Here is a 16460-nt window from a genome sequence, read left to right as displayed (position 1 = left end):
CCCGGTCGTGGCGGATCCAGCGGCGTTCGGAGGTGAAGCCGCCGTGCACATCACCAGGGCACTACGCCGGCGTCGTCGAAGAACTGTCCCGTGGGGCCGTCGTCGGGCAGGGTCGCGAGCTTGACGGCGATCGCCGCGCCTTGTTCGGGGGTGCGCACGCCGCGGAAGCCGTTGAGGTCGGTGGCGACGTAGCCGGGGCAGCCGGTGTTGATGAGGATGTTCGTGCCGCTCAGCTCCCGGGCGTATTGCAGGGTGACGGCGTTCAGGAACGTCTTCGACGGCGCGTACGCCGCGGACACGGGACCTGCCGTCTGCTCGGCGGCGGGTCCTGACTGCCGGGTGAGGGAGCCGACGCTGCTGGACATGTTCACGATCCGTGGTGCGGCGGAGCGGCGCAGCAGCGGCAGCATCGCGTTGGTGACGCGGATGACGCCGATCACGTTGGTGTCCACGACGGTGTGGATGGTGGCGGGGTCGATCCGGGTGGGCTCCTGTGGCAGGTCGCCTGCGATGGCGGCGTTGTTGACGAGCACGTCGAGGCGTCCGGCCTGTTCGTCGATCAGCCGTGCGGCGGCGGTCGCGCTCGCCTCGTCGGTCACGTCCAGCGGTACGGCGAACGCGTCGATGCCGGCGGCGCGCAGCTTCTCCACCGCGGCGCTTCGGCGCCGGTCGTCGCGGGCGCCGACGCCGACGGTCCAGCCGAGGGTGCCCAGGCCTGCGGCGATCTCGTAGCCGATTCCCTTGTTCGCGCCGGTGACCAGCGCGATCGTCCGTTCAGTCATGGGGACGATGTTGCCTTCGGGCCTCGGCGGGGGTCCAAGACCGATCGGGTGCGCAACGATACCGTCAGGGTATTGATCCGGGATAGCGTGGCCGGATGGAGACCCGGGAACTGCGGTATTTCGTCGCTGTCGCTGAAGAACTGCACTTCGGGCGTGCCGCCCAGCGGCTCGGGATCGCGCAGCCACCGTTGTCACGGGCGATCCAGCAGCTCGAACGCCGGCTCGGGGCAGTGCTGTTGGATCGGACCAGTCGCACTGTCACGCTGACCGAGGCCGGCTCGGTGCTGTTGGTCGAGGGCCGGGCGGCTCTCGACGCGGTCGAGGCCGCCGAGCGTCGGACCCGCCGCGCCGCCCTTTCCGTGACCGGCCGCCCCGGCCTGGTCCTGGTCACGAAGGCCAGCGCGTCCAGGGAACTGCTGGCGAGACTGCTCGACGCGTACGCCGCCGAACCCGGCGCGGTCCCCGTCGACGTCATCCTGTGCGGCCCGGCCGAGCAGGAACGACTCCTGCGCGAAGGCCGGGCCGACGTGGCGCTGCTGCACCGGCCGTTCGACTCGACGGCCGGATTCCACACCGAGGAGCTCAGCACGGAGAGTCAGGTCGTGGTCCTGCCGGCCGGGCATCCGCTCACCGCCCGGGCCCATGTGCACATGGCCGACATCACCGGGCTGCCGGGCCTGCCCCTCCCACGCTGGCCCAAGCCCGACGGCACCTACCCGCCCGGCCCCGGCCCGCGGGTCCGCGATCATGCGCAGTTGTTGCAGCTCGTCGCGCTCGGCCGTGCCTGTGCGGTCTCACCGGAGTCGTGCCGAGCCCAACTGCACGGTGACCTCGCCGCCGTGCCCGTGCTGGACGCGCCGACGGTCACCACCGTGATCGCCTGGCCACCGCACAGCCGGTCCAGAGCCGTCGCCGACCTCATCCGGACTGCGACACGTCTCCAGTAGCTCCCACACGCCCGGCCGGGCTCCACCCGTCGTGGCCCGCGAGCACGCGCCGGGCGACCCTGATCGCGACGCGCTCGAAGGTCTGTCCGCCGTGTTGTTCCAGGTCGAGCCGCCCTTCAAGGGTGTGTGCCGTCCATCGGCCCGATGTTCGGAGTCGCTGAGCTGGGGCGGTCGTCCCCTCCATGCGTTCCTCCGATCTCCTCGTCGATCCTCACGTAAAGTGCGATCAAGAGGTCTCCAAGTCGGGCGTCACAACCGGAACTTGGAGGCCCTCGCCACGTCCGCACGCCCGGAGTCCCAGCCCATCGCTCGAAGCAGCTCAGCCTCGCGTTGACGAACGGAGCCCAACCACCATGCCGGACACAACCTCGGCCACTCCCGGCCCGCGTGAGGTCCTGGCCCGTTACCAGCGGGCGATGCTCGACAAGTCCGCGGACGACCTGGCCGATCTGTACGCGCTCGACGCCGTCCACGAGTTCCCGTTCCTCTTCCCCGGCATGCCTCCGCGTTACCAGGGACGCGAACAGGTCCGCGCGGGCTACCGAGCGGCCTGGGGCGCAAGCCCGGCGCAACCGCAGGAGATCCGCGAAGTCGTCGTGCACGAGAGCACCGACTCCGAAGTGATCACCGTCGAGCAGGTCGTCACCGGGACCGTGACCACGACCGGCCGGTCCTTCAGCTTTCCCGGCCTCCTGGTGATCAGGGTCCGCGACGGCCAGATCGTGCATGTCCGCGACTACATGGACGGGCTCGGCGTGGCGCACGCCATGGATCGGCTGACCGCCGTGGTCGCCGGCCTCAGCGACCGCCGCTGAGGCCCGGACCTCGGACCCGTTCGTCTAGGCGACGTCCGTGCCGGAGACGTCGGCCGCGAGGGCCGTGGCCAGGGCCGACGCCGGGTCGCGGTCCGCCGGGCCCGTGGGGGACCAGCGGCCGGCCGCCTTCCGGTACGGCCACCAGCGGCCGTCCGCACCGAGCCGCAGCTGCGCCTCCGTGCCCACCACCGTCCAGCGCCCGCCGGCCGTCCGCCGCAGCACCGGCCGTTCGCCGTCCTCCCAGGCCTCCGCGAGCTGCGCCGTGGCCCGGGCGAGGGTCTCGGCGTCCGGCGTCCACTCCTCCTCCAGTACGGCGAGGGCGGCGCCCCCGCCGAACCGCCACGCGCGCGTGCCCGCGTCCAGATCCGCCCGCGACCGGCCCGAACCGGCCGCCAGCCGCGCCGTGATCCAGGACGCGGGAGAACCCGCCGCGAGGCGCACCGCGTCCTGAGCGACCGTCAGTGACGGTTCCACGAGCTCCCGTCCGCCACCCCCGAGCGCCCCGAGGAGCATCCGGTGCGCGCGGGCCGCCGCGTCCGTCGCGAGGAACTCCAGCGCCGTCGGATCGACCCCGGGCTCCGGATCCGTCTCCGAGTCCAGGGAGGGCGGTTCGCCCGGTGCCGACAGGGGCGTGGGCGGGGCGGGCAGCGGCGGCAGGATGTCCCGCGCCGCGTACGCCTCCACCGCCGACACGCCCGGCATGCCCCCGGGACCCTCCGCCCCGTCCCCGTACCCGTTCCCGTACCCGTCCCCGTTCCCGGTTCCCTTCCCGGACCCGCCGCGCACCGCAGGCGACGCGGCCCGCCGCGCGCTGCGGCTCTGGAGCTGGTCGAGGAGCGTCCGCTCTCCGCGCCCCCGCATCAGCAGCAGCACGAACGGGTCCTCGTCGAGCAGCCTCGCCACCTGGTAGCAGAGCGCCGACGTGTGCGGGCAGTGGTCCCACGCCTCGCAGCCGCACTCCGGATCGAGATCGCCGATCCCCGGCAGCAGGTCGAGGCCCGCCACGGCCGCGTCCTCCACCAGGTGCGGCGGCATCTCGCGGTCGAGGAGCGCCGCGATGTGCCCCACGCTGTCCACGGCCAGGTCGAGCAGCCGCTCCCACTCGTCCTCGGAGAACTCCCGCACCAGCACGTCGCTGCGGTGCGCCGTACCGTCGCCGTCCTTGACCATGGCCGTGATGCGGCCGGGCCGCACCGACACGGCGCCCACCGCGCCCGCGCGCGCGTGGCGGCGTCCGGCCTTCAGCTGCTGGCCGTCGAGCGCCGTGTCCTCCAGCGCCTTGAGCCACGCCAGGCCCCACCAGGTCCTGGCGAACGCCGCGCCCTTGGCCGGCGGAAGCGCCGCGAACGTCCGCTCGTCGTCCCCGCCCCCGTGTCCGCCCGCGTGTCCGTGTCCGTACCCGCTCATCGTCCGTCCCCTCGCAGTCGTACGAGCTCCGCCAGTTCCGCGTCGGTCAGTTCGGTCAGTTCCGGTGGGGCGTCCCCGCCCGTCCCGAGAACGGCGTCCGCCAGTTCCCGTTTGCGGTCGAGCATGGCGGCGATCCGGTCCTCGACCGTGCCCTCGGCGATCAGCCGGTGCACCTGCACCGGCCGGTCCTGACCGATCCGGTACGCGCGGTCGGTGGCCTGCGCCTCCACGGCCGGGTTCCACCAGCGGTCGTAGTGCACGACGTGCTCGGCGCGGGTGAGGTTGAGCCCGGTGCCGGCGGCCTTCAGCGAGAGGAGGAAGACGGGGACCTCCCCGTCCTGGAACCGCGCCACCATCGCCTCGCGCTCGGCGACGGGCGTACCGCCGTGCAGGAACTGCGCCCGCACGCCCCGGGCCGCGAGATGCGCCTCCAGGATCCTGGCCATCGCCACGTACTGGGTGAAGACCAGGGTGCTCGCGCCCTCGGAGAGGATCGTGTCGAGGAGTTCGTCGAGCAGCTCCAGCTTGCCCGAGCGGCCCTCGATCCTCGGCCGGTCCTTCTTCAGGCGCAGGTCCTCCTTGAGGTACTGGGCCGGGTGGTTGCAGATCTGCTTCAGACCGGTCAGCAGCTTCATCACGAGCCCGCGGCGCTCCATGCCGTCGGCGGCGGCGATCGCCTCCAGGGTCTCGCGGACCACCGCCTCGTACAGACCGGCCTGTTCCGGTGTGAGGGAGACGGTCCGGTCGGTCTCCGTCTTCGGCGGCAGTTCGGGTGCGATGCCCGGGTCCGACTTGCGGCGGCGCAGCAGGAACGGGCGGACCAGCGCGCCGAGCCGCTCGGCGGCGGCCGGATCACCGCCGCCCTCGACGGCGGCGGCGAAGCGCGTACGGAAGGCACCGAGACTGCCGAGGAGGCCAGGAGTGGTCCAGTCGAGGATCGCCCACAGCTCGGAGAGGTTGTTCTCCACCGGGGTGCCGGACAGCGCCACGCGCGCGCGTGCCCCGATCGTCCGCAGCGCACGCGCGGTCGCCGAGTACGGGTTCTTGACGTGCTGCGCCTCGTCCGCGACGAGCAGTGCCCAGCCGCGCGCCGCGAGCCGCTCGCTGTCGAGCCGCATGGTGCCGTACGTGGTGAGGACGAAGCCGTCGGTGACGTCCTCCAGGTCGCGCGTGGCGCCGTGGAAGCGGCGGACCGGCGTGCCGGGCGCGAACTTCTCGATCTCGCGCTGCCAGTTGCCCATGAGCGACGTCGGGCAGACGACCAGCGTGGGCCCGGCGGAGGCGGGGTCGGTCTGCCGGTGCAGGTGGAGCGCGATGACGGTGATCGTCTTGCCGAGGCCCATGTCGTCGGCGAGGCAGCCGCCGAGGCCCAGGGAGGTCATGCGGTGCAGCCAGTCGAGCCCGCGCAGCTGGTAGTCGCGCAGGGTCGCGGCGAGCGCGGCGGGCTGCTCGACCTCGGGCCGGTCGCCCTCCGGTTCGGCGAGGCGCTCCCGCAACCGCTCCAGCCAGCCGGACGCGGCCACCGAGACGGGGCGGCCGTCGATCTCGGTCGTGCCGGTGAGCACGGCCGAGAGGGCGTCCACGGGCGTGACCTTGCGGTCCTGCTGGGAACGGGCCCGGAGTACCTCGGCCGGGTCGACGAGGACCCAGCGGTCCCGCAGCCGGACGAGGGGGCGCCCGGCCTCGGCGAGCCCGTCGAGCTCGGCCCGGGTCAGCTCGTTCCCGCCCAGCGCGAAGCGCCAGTTGAAGGCGAGCAGGGCGTCGGCGGAGAGGAGGGAGGGCAGGGCGCCGCCGAAGGGGCCGCGCGCTCCGTCCGGCGTGTCGTGGCTCCCGCCCGGCGTCCGGTCGCCTCCGTCCGGCGTGTCGCCGTCCGCAAGGGGCCCGCCGCCGATTCCGTGGCGCGCGCCGTGCTGTTCGTCCTCCGCGGCCGCCGGGCCGATCACCGCCCGGGCGGTGAGCCGGTCGGCGAGCTCGCGCGGCCAGTGGACCTGGACGCCCGTCGCCGCGAGGGCCCGGGCCGCCGGGCCCAGGAGCTCCGCGACCTCCTCGTCGGCGAGTTCGACGGTGTCGGGCACGGCCGCCGTCAGGAGCGGGGCCAGCGGCGGCCAGGCACGGGAGGCGCGCCGGAGTGCGAGGAGCGCGTCCATCCGGGCCCGGGGGCCGAACGCGCCGGCCGTCGCGCCGGACCCCGCCCACACCTCCGCGGCGTCCGCGACCAGCGTCGGGTCGGCGACGCCGTGCAGCTGGAGGACCGCGCGGAAGGCGGGCGCCTCACGCGACTCGGCGGTGAAGCCGGGGAGTTCGAGCCGGAGCGACAGTCGCACGCCCGCGTCGTGACCCGCCGCCACGTCGGCGGCCCAGGCCCGCTGTTCGGGGACGGACTGCGGCGCGTCGGCCGCGAACGCGGGCCCGCCGGCCGCGAGGGACGCCGCCGGGGTCCGCGGCAGCGTGTCCGCGACCGCGTCGGCGAACGCCCGGAGCAGCGCCTCGGGTTCGGGCAGCAGCAACGGCTCGTCGGGGGAGAGGGGCACGGCGTGGGCGCTCGGCGGCATCGAGGCGGCGAGGGTGCGCAGACGCGCCAGCTCCTCGGGGCCGAGCGGCCCGGCCCGCCACGCGTCGTGGTCGCCGGGGGTCAGACCGGGCAGCAGCAGCCCGCGTGCGACGAGGTCCAGGGCGAGGAGGGTCGCGGCGCCCCAGAACGCCGCGGCGGGCGAGGCGTCGTCCGCGAACCGGGCTCCGGCGAGCAGCGGCAGTGCGTCCCGTACGGAGAGGGTGTGCGCGGGGACGGTCACGGGCCGGAGGCTGTCGCCGTCCACGACCGTGAGCTCGGTGGTCGTGACTTCGGTGTTCGTGGGTTCGGTGTTCGTGGAGACGACGCCGTCCGGCAGCGCGTCGCCCTCCGGGGACCAGAAGGCGATCCGACCCGCTCGGGGCGGGTCGGCGGGAAGGAAGACGGCGGGAAGGAAGACGGCGGGGCGGAGGGTGAGTTCGTGGGCGGAATCATCAGGTCCGTACGACAGCGACAACGCATTCCTCAAATTTGACTACCTGGCGACCGAGCGGCCGAGGATACCTGAAGTCACCACCTCGACGCGTCCGCCGCACGCGTGATCCACGCCACAGTCGTATCGCGCCCCAAGAGGGTGGGGTTCACCCCACCCCGGCACCCCTGCGCGCCCCCTGACGTGGACGGGTGGTGACGCCATGGCCCCCGACGATCACCTCTCCGTAGTTTCAGTGGAGGCGCCCACCGCTCGAACCCCGACCCACAGAAACCGGAGCCCGCCATGTCCCAGGCCACCGTCCTGCCCCCGGCGCCCGCCCCCGCCGAGGCAACAGCCAAGGCTCCCGCCCGCGCCAGGGGCGGCAGCGAGTTCTCCCCGCTCCTGCGGACGGTCAGGGAGCAGGGCCTCCTGGAACACCGCCCCGGCTGGTACGCCCGCGGGATCGTCGTCAACCTCCTCGGCATCGCCGCCGTCGTGACCGGACTCGCCCTGATCGGCTCCTCCTGGTGGGCGCTCCCGCTCGCCGTCCCCCTCGCGCTGCTCTCCGCCCGCGCCGCCTTCGTCGGCCACGACGCCGGCCACGCCCAGATCACCGCCGACCGCAGGGCGAGCCGCGTCATCCAGCTCGTCCACGCCAACCTCCTCCTCGGCATGAGCCGGGAGTGGTGGAACGACAAGCACAACCGCCACCACGCGAACCCCAACCACCTCGACAAGGACCCGGACGTCGCCGCCGACATCCTCGTCTTCGCCGAGCACCAGACCGCGGGCCGTACGGGCCTGCACGGTTTCCTCACCCGCCACCAGGCCTGGCTGTTCTTCCCGCTGACGACCCTGGAGGGCATCGCCCTCAAGGTGTACGGAGTCCGGTCCCTCCTCGAGAAGGACGGCCCCTGCCGCACCCGGCGCGAGCGGCTCGTCGAAGGCGCCCTGCTCCTCACCCACTTCGCCGGCTACGCGGCCCTGCTGCTCACTTTCCTCAACCCCCTTCAGGCGCTGGTCTTCGCCCTCCTCCACCAGATGCTGCTCGGCGTGCACCTGGGCATGGCCTTCGCCCCCAACCACAAGGGCATGGATCGCCCGGACGAGCACGCCGACGGCGACAGCTGGGGCCACCTGCGCCGCCAGGTGCTCACCTCGCGCAACATCCGCGGCGGCGCCCTCACCGACTGGTTCCTCGGCGGACTCAACTACCAGGTCGAGCACCACCTCTTCCCGAGCATGCCGCGCCCCCACCTCCGACTGGCCCAGCCCGCCGTACGCGCCCACTGCGCCGCGCTGGGCGTGCCGTACACGGAGACCGGCTTCGTGGAGTCGTACCGCCAGGCCCTCGGGCACCTGCACGAGGTGGGCGAGCCCCTGCGCGCGGAGCGGGCGGAGAGCGCCGAGTAGGGTCTGAGGTGGTCACACGCGAGGTGATCATCGGTTCGGGTGAGGTGTATCCACCGCTCGCCACGACCGAGCGGTAGCGGAGAAGGGGAGCTCCTCAGCATGAGCAGCGGCACCGTCCAGACGGTCAGCAGCAACGGCACGTACTCGTTCACCAAGCCCAACCGGGAGGGCATCACCCTCCTGGCGGGCCTCGGTGTGGAGGGCGACGTCCACGCGGGAGTGACGGTCAAGCACCGTTCGCGCGTCGCCCGGGACCCGTCCCAGCCGAACCTGCGGCAGGTCCACCTCATCCACGCCGAGCTCTTCGAGGACGTGGCGGGCGCGGGCTTCGAGGTGGCCCCCGGCGACCTCGGCGAGAACGTCACGACCCACGGGATCGACCTCCTCGGCCTGCCCACCGGCACCCGGCTCCACCTGGGCGCCGAGGCCGTCGTCGAGGTCACCGGACTGCGCAACCCGTGCGCGCAGATCGACAACTTCCAGCACGGCCTGCTCAAGCAGGTCCTCGGCCGTGACGAGAACGGCGAGGTCGTCCGCAAGGCGGGCATCATGGGCATCGTGCTGACCGGCGGGGAGGTGCGGCCGGGCGACACGATCCGTGCCGAGCTGCCGGAGGGACCGCACCGCCCCCTGGAGATGGTCTGACCGCGTTACCTGACCGCGCTCGTCGATCGCTCTTCAGGCCTCAGTCAGACCTCCGTCAGACTTCAGTCGGTCCCAGTCACTCCTCCAGGGCGCAGGAGTCGACGACGTCACCGCCTGCCGGCCGCGCGATCGTACGGTCCGCGGGCGGCGGCGTACCCTCCTCGACCCAGCGCGTGAGCGCGTCGAACGCGGAGCGGTAGCAGGGCAGGATCGGACGCAACCGGTCCGGATACGTGTCGTACAGGCCGTCCGTGTGCGTCCCGCCCTGCACTGTGTAGTACCGGTGCAGCCCGCCCCGGCCCCGCGCGTCGATCATCCCGGCGTACACGTCGGAGTCGGTGGCGATGGGCAGCAGGGTGTCCAGGTCGCCGTGGAGCGTGATGAGGGGTTTGCCGATGCGACCGGTCAGCGCGACCTTCGCGACCGCGCGGTGGACGGACGCGGGCCGGGAGGCATAGTCGTACGAGGCGTCCGAGGCACAGGCCGCGAAGATCTCCTCCACCGTCCGCCCGGCCGTGGCACCCGGACAGGCCGGGTCGTACGAGGGGTCGAACTCGGCCCGGAAGATCTTCTGCGTGAGCCCCCAGTACGCCTTCTCGTGGTACGGCCAGAGGAAACGGGACCCGGGCGCGAAACCCGCCTCGACCAGGTCCTCGTCGGAGGCCTGGCCGAGTGAGCGGGCCACCGTCACCGGCAGGCTCGTCAGCAGGTTGGGGCCGTGCGCGGTCCACAGCACGCCCTCCCAGTCGACCCCGCCGTCGTACAGCTCGGGCCGGTTCTCCAGCTGCCAGCGCGTCAGGTACCCGGCGTTGGAGATGCCCGTCATGTACGTCCGAGCGGGGGCATGGCCGTAGCGCTGCCGTACGGCCTTCTTGGCCGCCCGCGTCAGCTCGGTGACCCGGCGGTTCCACTCGGCCACCGCGTCGCCCGGGGCCCGTCCGTCGGTGAAGAAGTCCGGGCCGGTGTTGCCCTTGTCGGTGGCCGTGTAGGCGAATCCCTGGGCGAGGACCCGGTCGGAGATGAGCGCGTCCGTGGAGTACTGGCGCCGGCTGCCGGGCGCGCCGGTGACGACGAGCCCGCCGTTCCAGTCGTCGGGCAGCCGGATCACGAACTGCGCGTCGTGGGCCCAGCCGTGGGTGGCGTTGAGCCGTGAGGTGTCGGGGAAGTAGCCGTCGATCTGGACGCCGGGCACCCCCGAGGGGTTACGGGTCGCCTTCGCCGCGAGACCGGCCTGGTCGGCCATGTCGGTGTACGGCGTACCGGCGAGCCCCGCGGTCGTCAGATCGGCCAGGCACGCGGACCTCTGGTGCTCGGCGCCCGGTACGTGGAGCCGTTCCTGGCGCGCGCAGTGCGCGGAGGCCGGGGCCTCCGTTCCGGCTCCGGCGGGGCTCGCGGGGGCGAGGACGGTGAGCCCCGCCAGCAGTGTGGTGAACAGGGAAACGCCTGGGTGCAGGCGCATGGTGAGCCTCCGTGGGGACGACGGGAAGGGGGTGCGGCGCCATATCGTGCGGCGCACCACCACCCCCGGACCATGGTCCGGGGCCACACCTATGGCCGTTGTCCCATGTGGGAGGCGTACTTCTTGGCGTGGGCGTGCTCAGGACGTGCTCAGGACGTGCGGACGGCCATCGCGTCGAGCGCGTCGAGGAGCGCGGGCAGCTCCGGGCCCCTGGAGACCGGCAGCACCTCGCGCGGCAGCTCGTCGAGGAGGACGAAGGCCATGTCGTCGGTCCGGGCCACGAACGACCAGCCGGGGCCGTCCGCGCGAACGAGACGGGCGCCGTCCTCCGCCGTCGACTGCGACCGCACCCGTCCCACGGGAGGCGCCTCCTCCAGATAGCCGCGGAGCTCGCGCAGGGCCTTCCGTACACCGTCGTACGGGTCGGGTACGGAGGAACCGCTCGCTTCCGCCGGCTCGGATGTCCCGGCGCCCGGCCTGGACGTCGCGCCGCCCGGCCCGGGCGTCCCGGCGCCCTTGGTGTCGTCGTTCACCGGGGCGTCGTCCTCCACCTGGGCACGCCAGGCTTCCCACCGGAGCGCCACCTCGTCCGCACCGAGCCGGCGCTGGACCGGGCCCCACACGTCGCCGGACGGCGGGACCAGCGGGGCGGGATCGCCCTCCTCCGGCTCCGGGTCGTGCGGTGCGGGGACGCCGGGTGCGGCGCTGACCACCTCGAGCGGCCAGCCCGGCAGCCCGGCCACCACGGAGTTCTCGTCGGGGGAGAGGTCGTAGGCCATGCCGCAGTCCCAGGACGAGATGGCCACCGCGACGAGCGACACGTCGTCGACGACGACCGTCCACCGCGCGCCGAGGCCGTCCTGGCCGAACACGAGCCCGTACCCGTCCGCGTAGGGCTGGAGCCCCAGCGCGGCGCAGGCGGCCGGATAGTCGTCACCGAGCACGCTCGGGAAGCTCGCGGGCGTCAGCAGCGCCGCGGTCAGCACGAACAGCGCGTCGGCATCGGCGTCACCCCCGCCGTCTCCGGCGGTGCGCGCCTCGGCGATCGGGTCCGTCCCGGTCACGGCAGCCTCCCCATCTGGTAGTCGGCGCACCTTAACCAGTGAGTAACCCGCGCGTCGAGGGTGTACGAGCGAGAGATCCCCCTCGGAGAAGGCCCCCGGGTGGATCCTCCGGGGGCCTTCGGGGGCGATCCCTCAGGCGTCGCGGAGGCCGAGCAGCGAGCGGGCCACGGTGGTCGGCGATTCGCCGCGCTCCCGGGCGAGGGCGATGAGCGCCCGGCAGGCCAGCTCGTTGACGCCGAAGGACAGCGCGCCGGGGGAGACCCGGCTCGCCGCCTCCTCCGCCCGGGCCGGATCGTCCTCGGCGCACGCGGCCACGTACTCCGCCGCCGCCTCGAAGAGGTTGTGGCCCTGCCGGGCGCGCGGCGGCGCGGGCGCGGCGGCCCCGGGAGCCCGCCGGGCGGCGGGGAGGAGTCTGCGCAGTCGTTCCGGAACACGTGCCATCGCCCGCCGCCTCTCCCGGGCACGACTGCCCGGCACCTCCACCGTAGACAGCGAAGTGCCGGGACAGAAGGGCGCGTTGGGACGGTTCCGGTCAGGAGCGATCAGGGAACTGCCTAGGGGGTGTCTTGCCGATCAGGCCGGGCTCGCGGCGTCTGGCACCGCGCCTCGCCGCGTTGTCGTCGGTCGCCGACGCTCCGCGTCGACTCCCTCCTCCGCCTTGCGATGCACGGCACCAGACGCCGCTCCCTGATCCGGCCTGATCGACAAGACACCCCCTAGGCGCGGGCGAAGACCGCCGTCAGGGTGTGCCCCTCCTCCTCGAAGGTGAGGGCCGTCTCGCCGAGGGACCGGTCCTCGTCACCGCCGTACGGCTCTCCGTCGAGCAGCCAGTCCACGAACACGTACCCGGGGTGGGGCACCGCCGTGGCCACGACGGTGTCGCCGTCCGAGTACGGCCCGTCCTGCGAGAGCGAGACGGTGCCTCTGCCGCCCCCGCACTCCACCTTCAGGGCGTGACGCCGCTGCTCGAAGACCGCGGCGAGTTCCATGTCCTCGGTGCCGACGTCGATCGCGACGGTGTCGTCGTCACCCGCGCTCGACCCGTCGAGCCGCCATCCCGCGAAGTCCCAGCCCGCTGCGGGCACGGCCTCGTAGAGGAGGTCGGCGCCCTCCTGCTCGGCACGCTTGGCGGGCGCCTTCTTCACGGTGCCGCTGCCGCTGGTCTTGGTGGTGACGGTCGACGTGGGGGTGGTGCCCTTCGTGAAGACCGCCACCAGGGTGTGGTCGCCGGCCGGCACGCGGAATCCGGTCGCCCCGCCCTTGGCGGCCTTGCCGTCGAGCTTCCAGCCGCTGAACACGTACCCCTTGGCGGCGACCGCCGAGTGGACCGTGGTGGTGCCCTGCGGGGACGGGCCGGGGAAGGCGGCCTCGACGGTGCCGGCGCCCGCGGGCGAGACCGAGGAGGTCACCGCGCACAGCGCGTCCGGGGTCTTGGCCGCGCTGTAGGCGGCGACGGCGACGCCGGTCCTGCTCAGCACGTCGGAGGAATCGGCCTGGTTCGGCTTGCCGATCGGGATGCCGATCGGCTCTCCGCGGTACGTCTGCTTCGGGTTCGTGAAGTGGTTGATCCGGGTGCAGGCGCCCTTGGTCGCCTTGCGGCAGCTGGACTCGTACGCCATCAGGGACGACCAGGCGCCCTTGGCGGGAAAGTACCCGGTGGCGCCGTTCTCGGGCTGCACGGGCTGGGTGACGCGGTCGTGGTCGGCGCTCAGGTTGTGGCCGATCTCGTGGCCCATGGAGTAGTTGCCGATGGCACCGCGACCGACGACGCTGTAGCCCCAGGCGGCCGTGGACGGGCCGGGGTCGGGCGGGGCGTAGCCCAGCCCGCCCGCCGCGCGGCCGGCGGCCATGACCGAGACGAGGTCCGCGCCGTACTGGTCGCCCAGCTGCGGGACGTTGTCGGCGACGCCGTCGGTGGGCAGCGCGAGCGCGCTGAGCAGGCTGTTGGTGACGCCGTCCTTGGCGGCCGGCACGGTCACCAGGGTGGTGCCGACCAGCCTCAGCCGGACTTTCGTGCCGCTCGCGGAGAAGGCGTCGTTGGCGAGGGTGACGCCCTTGGTCGCGAGGGCCTTGATCTGGGCGTCGCCGCCCGCCTCGGTGCGGGCGCCGGGGGTGTATCCGACGAGCGTGTCGATGAGGGCGTACCCCTTGCAGGCGGCGGCCGCTGCCGTGAGCGAGGCCGCGGACTCGGGCGCGGCCCGGGTGTCGTCCTCGGCCGCGGCCGCGGGCTTCTTCCCGGGGACGGCCTCCGCGGCGATCGCGGCGGCCGGCGGGGCACCGGTGGGCTGCTCGTCCTCGTCGGTGAGGGGGGTGAGCTGAGCGATCCTCACCCGGCCCGGCGCCAGCGGCTCGATGGCGTAGAGGTCACCGCCCAGCAGGAACTGGGCGCTCAGATCTCGTTGCCGGGCGTCTTGTCGCAGCCGCCGTCCAGGGTCGCGACGACGTTCTGGTCGACGGTGCCGGCGACGGTCCCGTGCCAGACGAGGGTGGAGCCGACCATCGAGCGGGCCTCCTCGACGGCCTGCACGGTCACGTCGCCGAAGAGAGGAAACGTCACTTCGCTGCCGTAGCCGCTGCCGCACACGGGGGCGAGCGCGGCGGGCACGACCCGGGCGACCCGGCCCCTGACGTGCTCGGCCCCGAAGTCCTCGGTCGCGTCCCCCTCCGTCACGCGCACGCCCGCGCCGGTGTCCGATGGCGGGTGGGCCCTCGTGATCCGTTCGCCGGTGTCCGGGCTCAGCGCCCCCGCCGCCACGCCTCCCGCACGGTCCGTTCGTGCGCGGCGGTCCCGGACGCGCCGGCCTGACCACCGTCGCGCGCCGGGGCGAAGCCGGTCACGGTGGAGACGCCCAGCACCATCGCGCCGAGGGCCACGCCGCCCGTCTGTCTGTAGCGGGCCATCTCTTCCTCCTGTTTCCCGGGGCACGTGTCCATCCACACGTCGTGTACCTGGTTCATCTGCTGAAACTGGGGGGAGAGTTCCTTGCGCCCACGAGGTGATCACCCGATGATCGGCAGAATCACCCTCGATGGCGGAGTGTCCGGCTGTCTGCCCTCCGCATGGCCGTGCGCCCCGGCGCGTGTCGGCGCGGGGGGGGGGGGGGGGGGGAAGGCCCCGGTCGACACACGCGGCGGTTCGGACGAGGCGGCTCGGACGCGGCGGTCCAGGTGTGCGTTCAGGTATGGCGCTTCAGGTACGGCGGTTCAGGTGTGCGGTTCAGGTACGGCGGTTCACGCGTGCGGTTCAGGTACGGCGGTTCACGCGTGCGGTTCAGCCTTCGCGAACGGCCAAGGCCAGGTAGCGTGCGTCCTCGTCCACGTAGCTGACGAGCCGCCAGCCGGCCTCGGCGAGGAGCGGACGCAGCCGGGGTTCGGCGCGCAGGTCGTCCGGCGTGATCTGCCGGCCGTGCCGGGCCGCGAGGGCGGCACGCCCGATCGGGTGGAACAGCGCGAGGCGGCCCCCAGGACGGACGACCCGGGCGAGTTCCCCCAGACCGGCGACGGGGTCGGCGAGATGGGAGATGAGCCCCGCCCCGAAGACGGCGTCGAGCGCGCCGTCGCGCACCGGCAGTCGGCCGACATCGGTGAGCAGAAGCGTCCCGGCGCCGTCCGGGTCGCCCTGAGCGTCGGGTGCGCCCTGCCCCGGTCGGCCGCGTCCCGCCCGTACCGCCTCGGCGAGCATCTCGGGGGTCAGGTCGGCGCCGAGCACGGTGCCGGTCGGTCCGACGGCGGCGCGGAGCGGCGGGAGGGCGCGGCCGGTGCCGCAGCCGGCGTCCAGTACCGCGTCGCCGGGGCGCAGGCCGAGCTCGCTCACGGCGGCGGCGTACGCGGGGCCGTCGTCGGGGAACCGACGGTCCCAGTCGGCGGCGCGCGTGCCGAAGAACTCTCGGACGTGTGTGGGGTCATCGCTCATGCGCTCATGATCCACCACCCGGAGGTGTGAACGTTCTGTGTGCACGTTCGAACTCGGTGTGATCGTTCGGGATCATCTCTCTGTCATATTCCATCAGCTTTCGAAATGCGCCCCTGGTGCGCCCCCGTGTGCGCACTAGCGTCCCTGAGCCATGGGACACCTGGACCACGCCACCTTCGGCTGGCTGACACCCGCGCTGTCGTACGCGATGGCCTGCATCGGCGCTGCCCTCGGGCTGCGCTGCACCGTACGGGCGCTCGACGCGACCGGCCGATCGCGGCGGAACTGGCTGCTCACCGCCGCCTCCGCGATCGGCACCGGCATCTGGACGATGCACTTCGTCGCGATGCTCGGCTTCGGCGTGACCGGAACCGACATCCGCTACAACGTTCCCCTCACCATCCTCAGCCTGGTCGTGGCCATGGCGGTCGTCGGCGTCGGCGTGTTCGCCGTCGGGTACGGCCGTGACCGGGTCCGTTCGCTCCTGATCGGCGGACTGACCACGGGCGTCGGCGTGGCGAGCATGCACTACATGGGCATGGCCGCGCTCCGGCTGCACGGACAGGTCCGGTTCGACCCCCTGCTCGTCGCCCTCTCGGTCGTGATCGCGGTCGTGGCCGCCACCGCGGCGCTGTGGGCGGCCCTGAACATCCACGCACCGGCGGCCGTGGCCGTCGCCTCGCTCGTCATGGGAGCGGCCGTCAGCAGCATGCACTACACGGGCATGCTCGCGGTGCGGGTCGACGTCGTCCCTTCCTCCGCCGTTCTCCCCGGCGCCACGGTCATGCAGTTCATCTTCCCGCTCGCCGTCGGACTCGGCTCGTACCTGTTCATCACGTCCGCCTTCGTCGCCCTCTCCCCGACGGCGGGGGAGCGGGCCGCGTACGCCTCGGCCGAGCGCCTCACCGAACCGGACGAACGGGCGGTGGACGTTGCGCCCGCCGGCTTCCGCACCGCCGAAGGCGCCTACCGCTCATGACCTGAGCCTCACCCTCACCGTCACTGTCACCATCCGCTTCACCCTCAGCTTC

General features: G+C 73.2%; 15 protein-coding genes. 5 read left to right on the top strand and 10 right to left on the bottom strand.

Annotated elements, in window-relative coordinates; genetic code table 11:
* Nucleotides 1-50 precede the first annotated feature (50 nt).
* Nucleotides 51-782, bottom strand: a complete 732-nt coding sequence (locus ACFC0G_RS24355; RefSeq protein ID WP_376406617.1) for an SDR family oxidoreductase — start codon at nt 780-782, stop codon at nt 51-53.
* A gap of 95 nt (nt 783-877) precedes the next feature.
* Here ACFC0G_RS24355 and ACFC0G_RS24350 point away from each other — a divergent pair, with 95 nt between their 5' ends.
* Both ACFC0G_RS24350 and ACFC0G_RS24345 read left to right on the top strand, forming a co-directional pair.
* Nucleotides 878-1729 (top strand): LysR family transcriptional regulator, encoded by an 852-nt coding sequence (locus tag ACFC0G_RS24350; RefSeq protein ID WP_376406615.1) that lies wholly within the window; start codon nt 878-880, stop codon nt 1727-1729.
* 353 nt (nt 1730-2082) lie between these two features.
* Nucleotides 2083-2544: a nuclear transport factor 2 family protein gene (locus ACFC0G_RS24345; protein WP_376406613.1), complete on the top strand. Its 462-nt coding sequence runs from the start codon at nt 2083-2085 to the stop codon at nt 2542-2544.
* A 24-nt stretch (nt 2545-2568) separates the two neighbouring features.
* Here ACFC0G_RS24345 and ACFC0G_RS24340 read toward each other — a convergent pair whose 3' ends face one another.
* Nucleotides 2569-3951 carry an SWF or SNF family helicase gene (locus ACFC0G_RS24340; RefSeq protein WP_376406611.1) on the bottom strand — a complete coding sequence of 461 codons (1383 nt, stop codon included), beginning with the start codon at nt 3949-3951 and terminating at the stop codon, nt 2569-2571.
* The gene (locus ACFC0G_RS24335; protein WP_376406778.1) at nt 3948-6869 is read right to left on the bottom strand and encodes an SNF2-related protein; all 2922 of its coding nucleotides are present in this window, start codon (nt 6867-6869) and stop codon (nt 3948-3950) included. The genes ACFC0G_RS24340 and ACFC0G_RS24335 overlap by 4 nt, the downstream gene beginning before the upstream one ends.
* A 369-nt stretch (nt 6870-7238) precedes the next feature.
* Here ACFC0G_RS24335 and ACFC0G_RS24330 point away from each other — a divergent pair, with 369 nt between their 5' ends.
* Nucleotides 7239-8348, top strand: a complete 1110-nt coding sequence (locus ACFC0G_RS24330) for a fatty acid desaturase family protein (protein ID WP_376406609.1) — start codon at nt 7239-7241, stop codon at nt 8346-8348.
* 99 nt (nt 8349-8447) lie between these two features.
* Nucleotides 8448-8993 (top strand): MOSC domain-containing protein, encoded by a 546-nt coding sequence (locus ACFC0G_RS24325; protein ID WP_376406607.1) that lies wholly within the window; start codon nt 8448-8450, stop codon nt 8991-8993.
* Nucleotides 8994-9069: 76 nt separating this feature from the next.
* On the opposite strand, the gene ACFC0G_RS24320 is transcribed toward ACFC0G_RS24325, so the two are convergent.
* From ACFC0G_RS24320 to ACFC0G_RS24290, 7 genes are all read right to left on the bottom strand, one after another.
* On the bottom strand, nt 9070-10452 hold the full coding sequence (locus ACFC0G_RS24320; protein ID WP_376406605.1) for a tannase/feruloyl esterase family alpha/beta hydrolase: 1383 nt from the start codon (nt 10450-10452) through the stop codon (nt 9070-9072).
* 149 nt (nt 10453-10601) lie between these two features.
* Nucleotides 10602-11516, bottom strand: coding sequence for a hypothetical protein (locus ACFC0G_RS24315; RefSeq protein WP_376406603.1), 915 nt, complete (start codon nt 11514-11516; stop codon nt 10602-10604).
* Between the two features lie 132 nt (nt 11517-11648).
* Nucleotides 11649-11957: a hypothetical protein gene (locus ACFC0G_RS24310; RefSeq protein ID WP_376406601.1), complete on the bottom strand. Its 309-nt coding sequence runs from the start codon at nt 11955-11957 to the stop codon at nt 11649-11651.
* A gap of 275 nt (nt 11958-12232) precedes the next feature.
* Nucleotides 12233-13846 (bottom strand): reprolysin-like metallopeptidase, encoded by a 1614-nt coding sequence (locus tag ACFC0G_RS24305; protein WP_376406598.1) that lies wholly within the window; start codon nt 13844-13846, stop codon nt 12233-12235.
* 59 nt (nt 13847-13905) lie between these two features.
* Complete coding sequence (locus tag ACFC0G_RS24300; RefSeq protein ID WP_376406596.1) at nt 13906-14193, bottom strand: hypothetical protein; 288 nt, start codon at nt 14191-14193, stop codon at nt 13906-13908.
* A gap of 59 nt (nt 14194-14252) precedes the next feature.
* Nucleotides 14253-14417, bottom strand: a complete 165-nt coding sequence (locus tag ACFC0G_RS24295; RefSeq protein WP_376406594.1) for a hypothetical protein — start codon at nt 14415-14417, stop codon at nt 14253-14255.
* Nucleotides 14418-14787: 370 nt separating this feature from the next.
* Nucleotides 14788-15429 carry a class I SAM-dependent methyltransferase gene (locus ACFC0G_RS24290; RefSeq protein WP_376406592.1) on the bottom strand — a complete coding sequence of 214 codons (642 nt, stop codon included), beginning with the start codon at nt 15427-15429 and terminating at the stop codon, nt 14788-14790.
* Between the two features lie 151 nt (nt 15430-15580).
* Between ACFC0G_RS24290 and ACFC0G_RS24285 the strand changes: the two genes are divergently transcribed.
* Entirely contained in the window at nt 15581-16408 is an 828-nt protein-coding gene (locus ACFC0G_RS24285; protein ID WP_376406590.1) for an MHYT domain-containing protein, read from the top strand.
* The last annotated feature ends 52 nt before the right edge of the window (nt 16409-16460 follow it).

The sequence above is a fragment of the Streptomyces sp. NPDC056169 genome (genome assembly GCF_042268445.1).
Lineage (GTDB): Bacteria > Actinomycetota > Actinomycetes > Streptomycetales > Streptomycetaceae > Streptomyces.
This window is presented reverse-complemented; position numbering and strand designations above follow the sequence as displayed.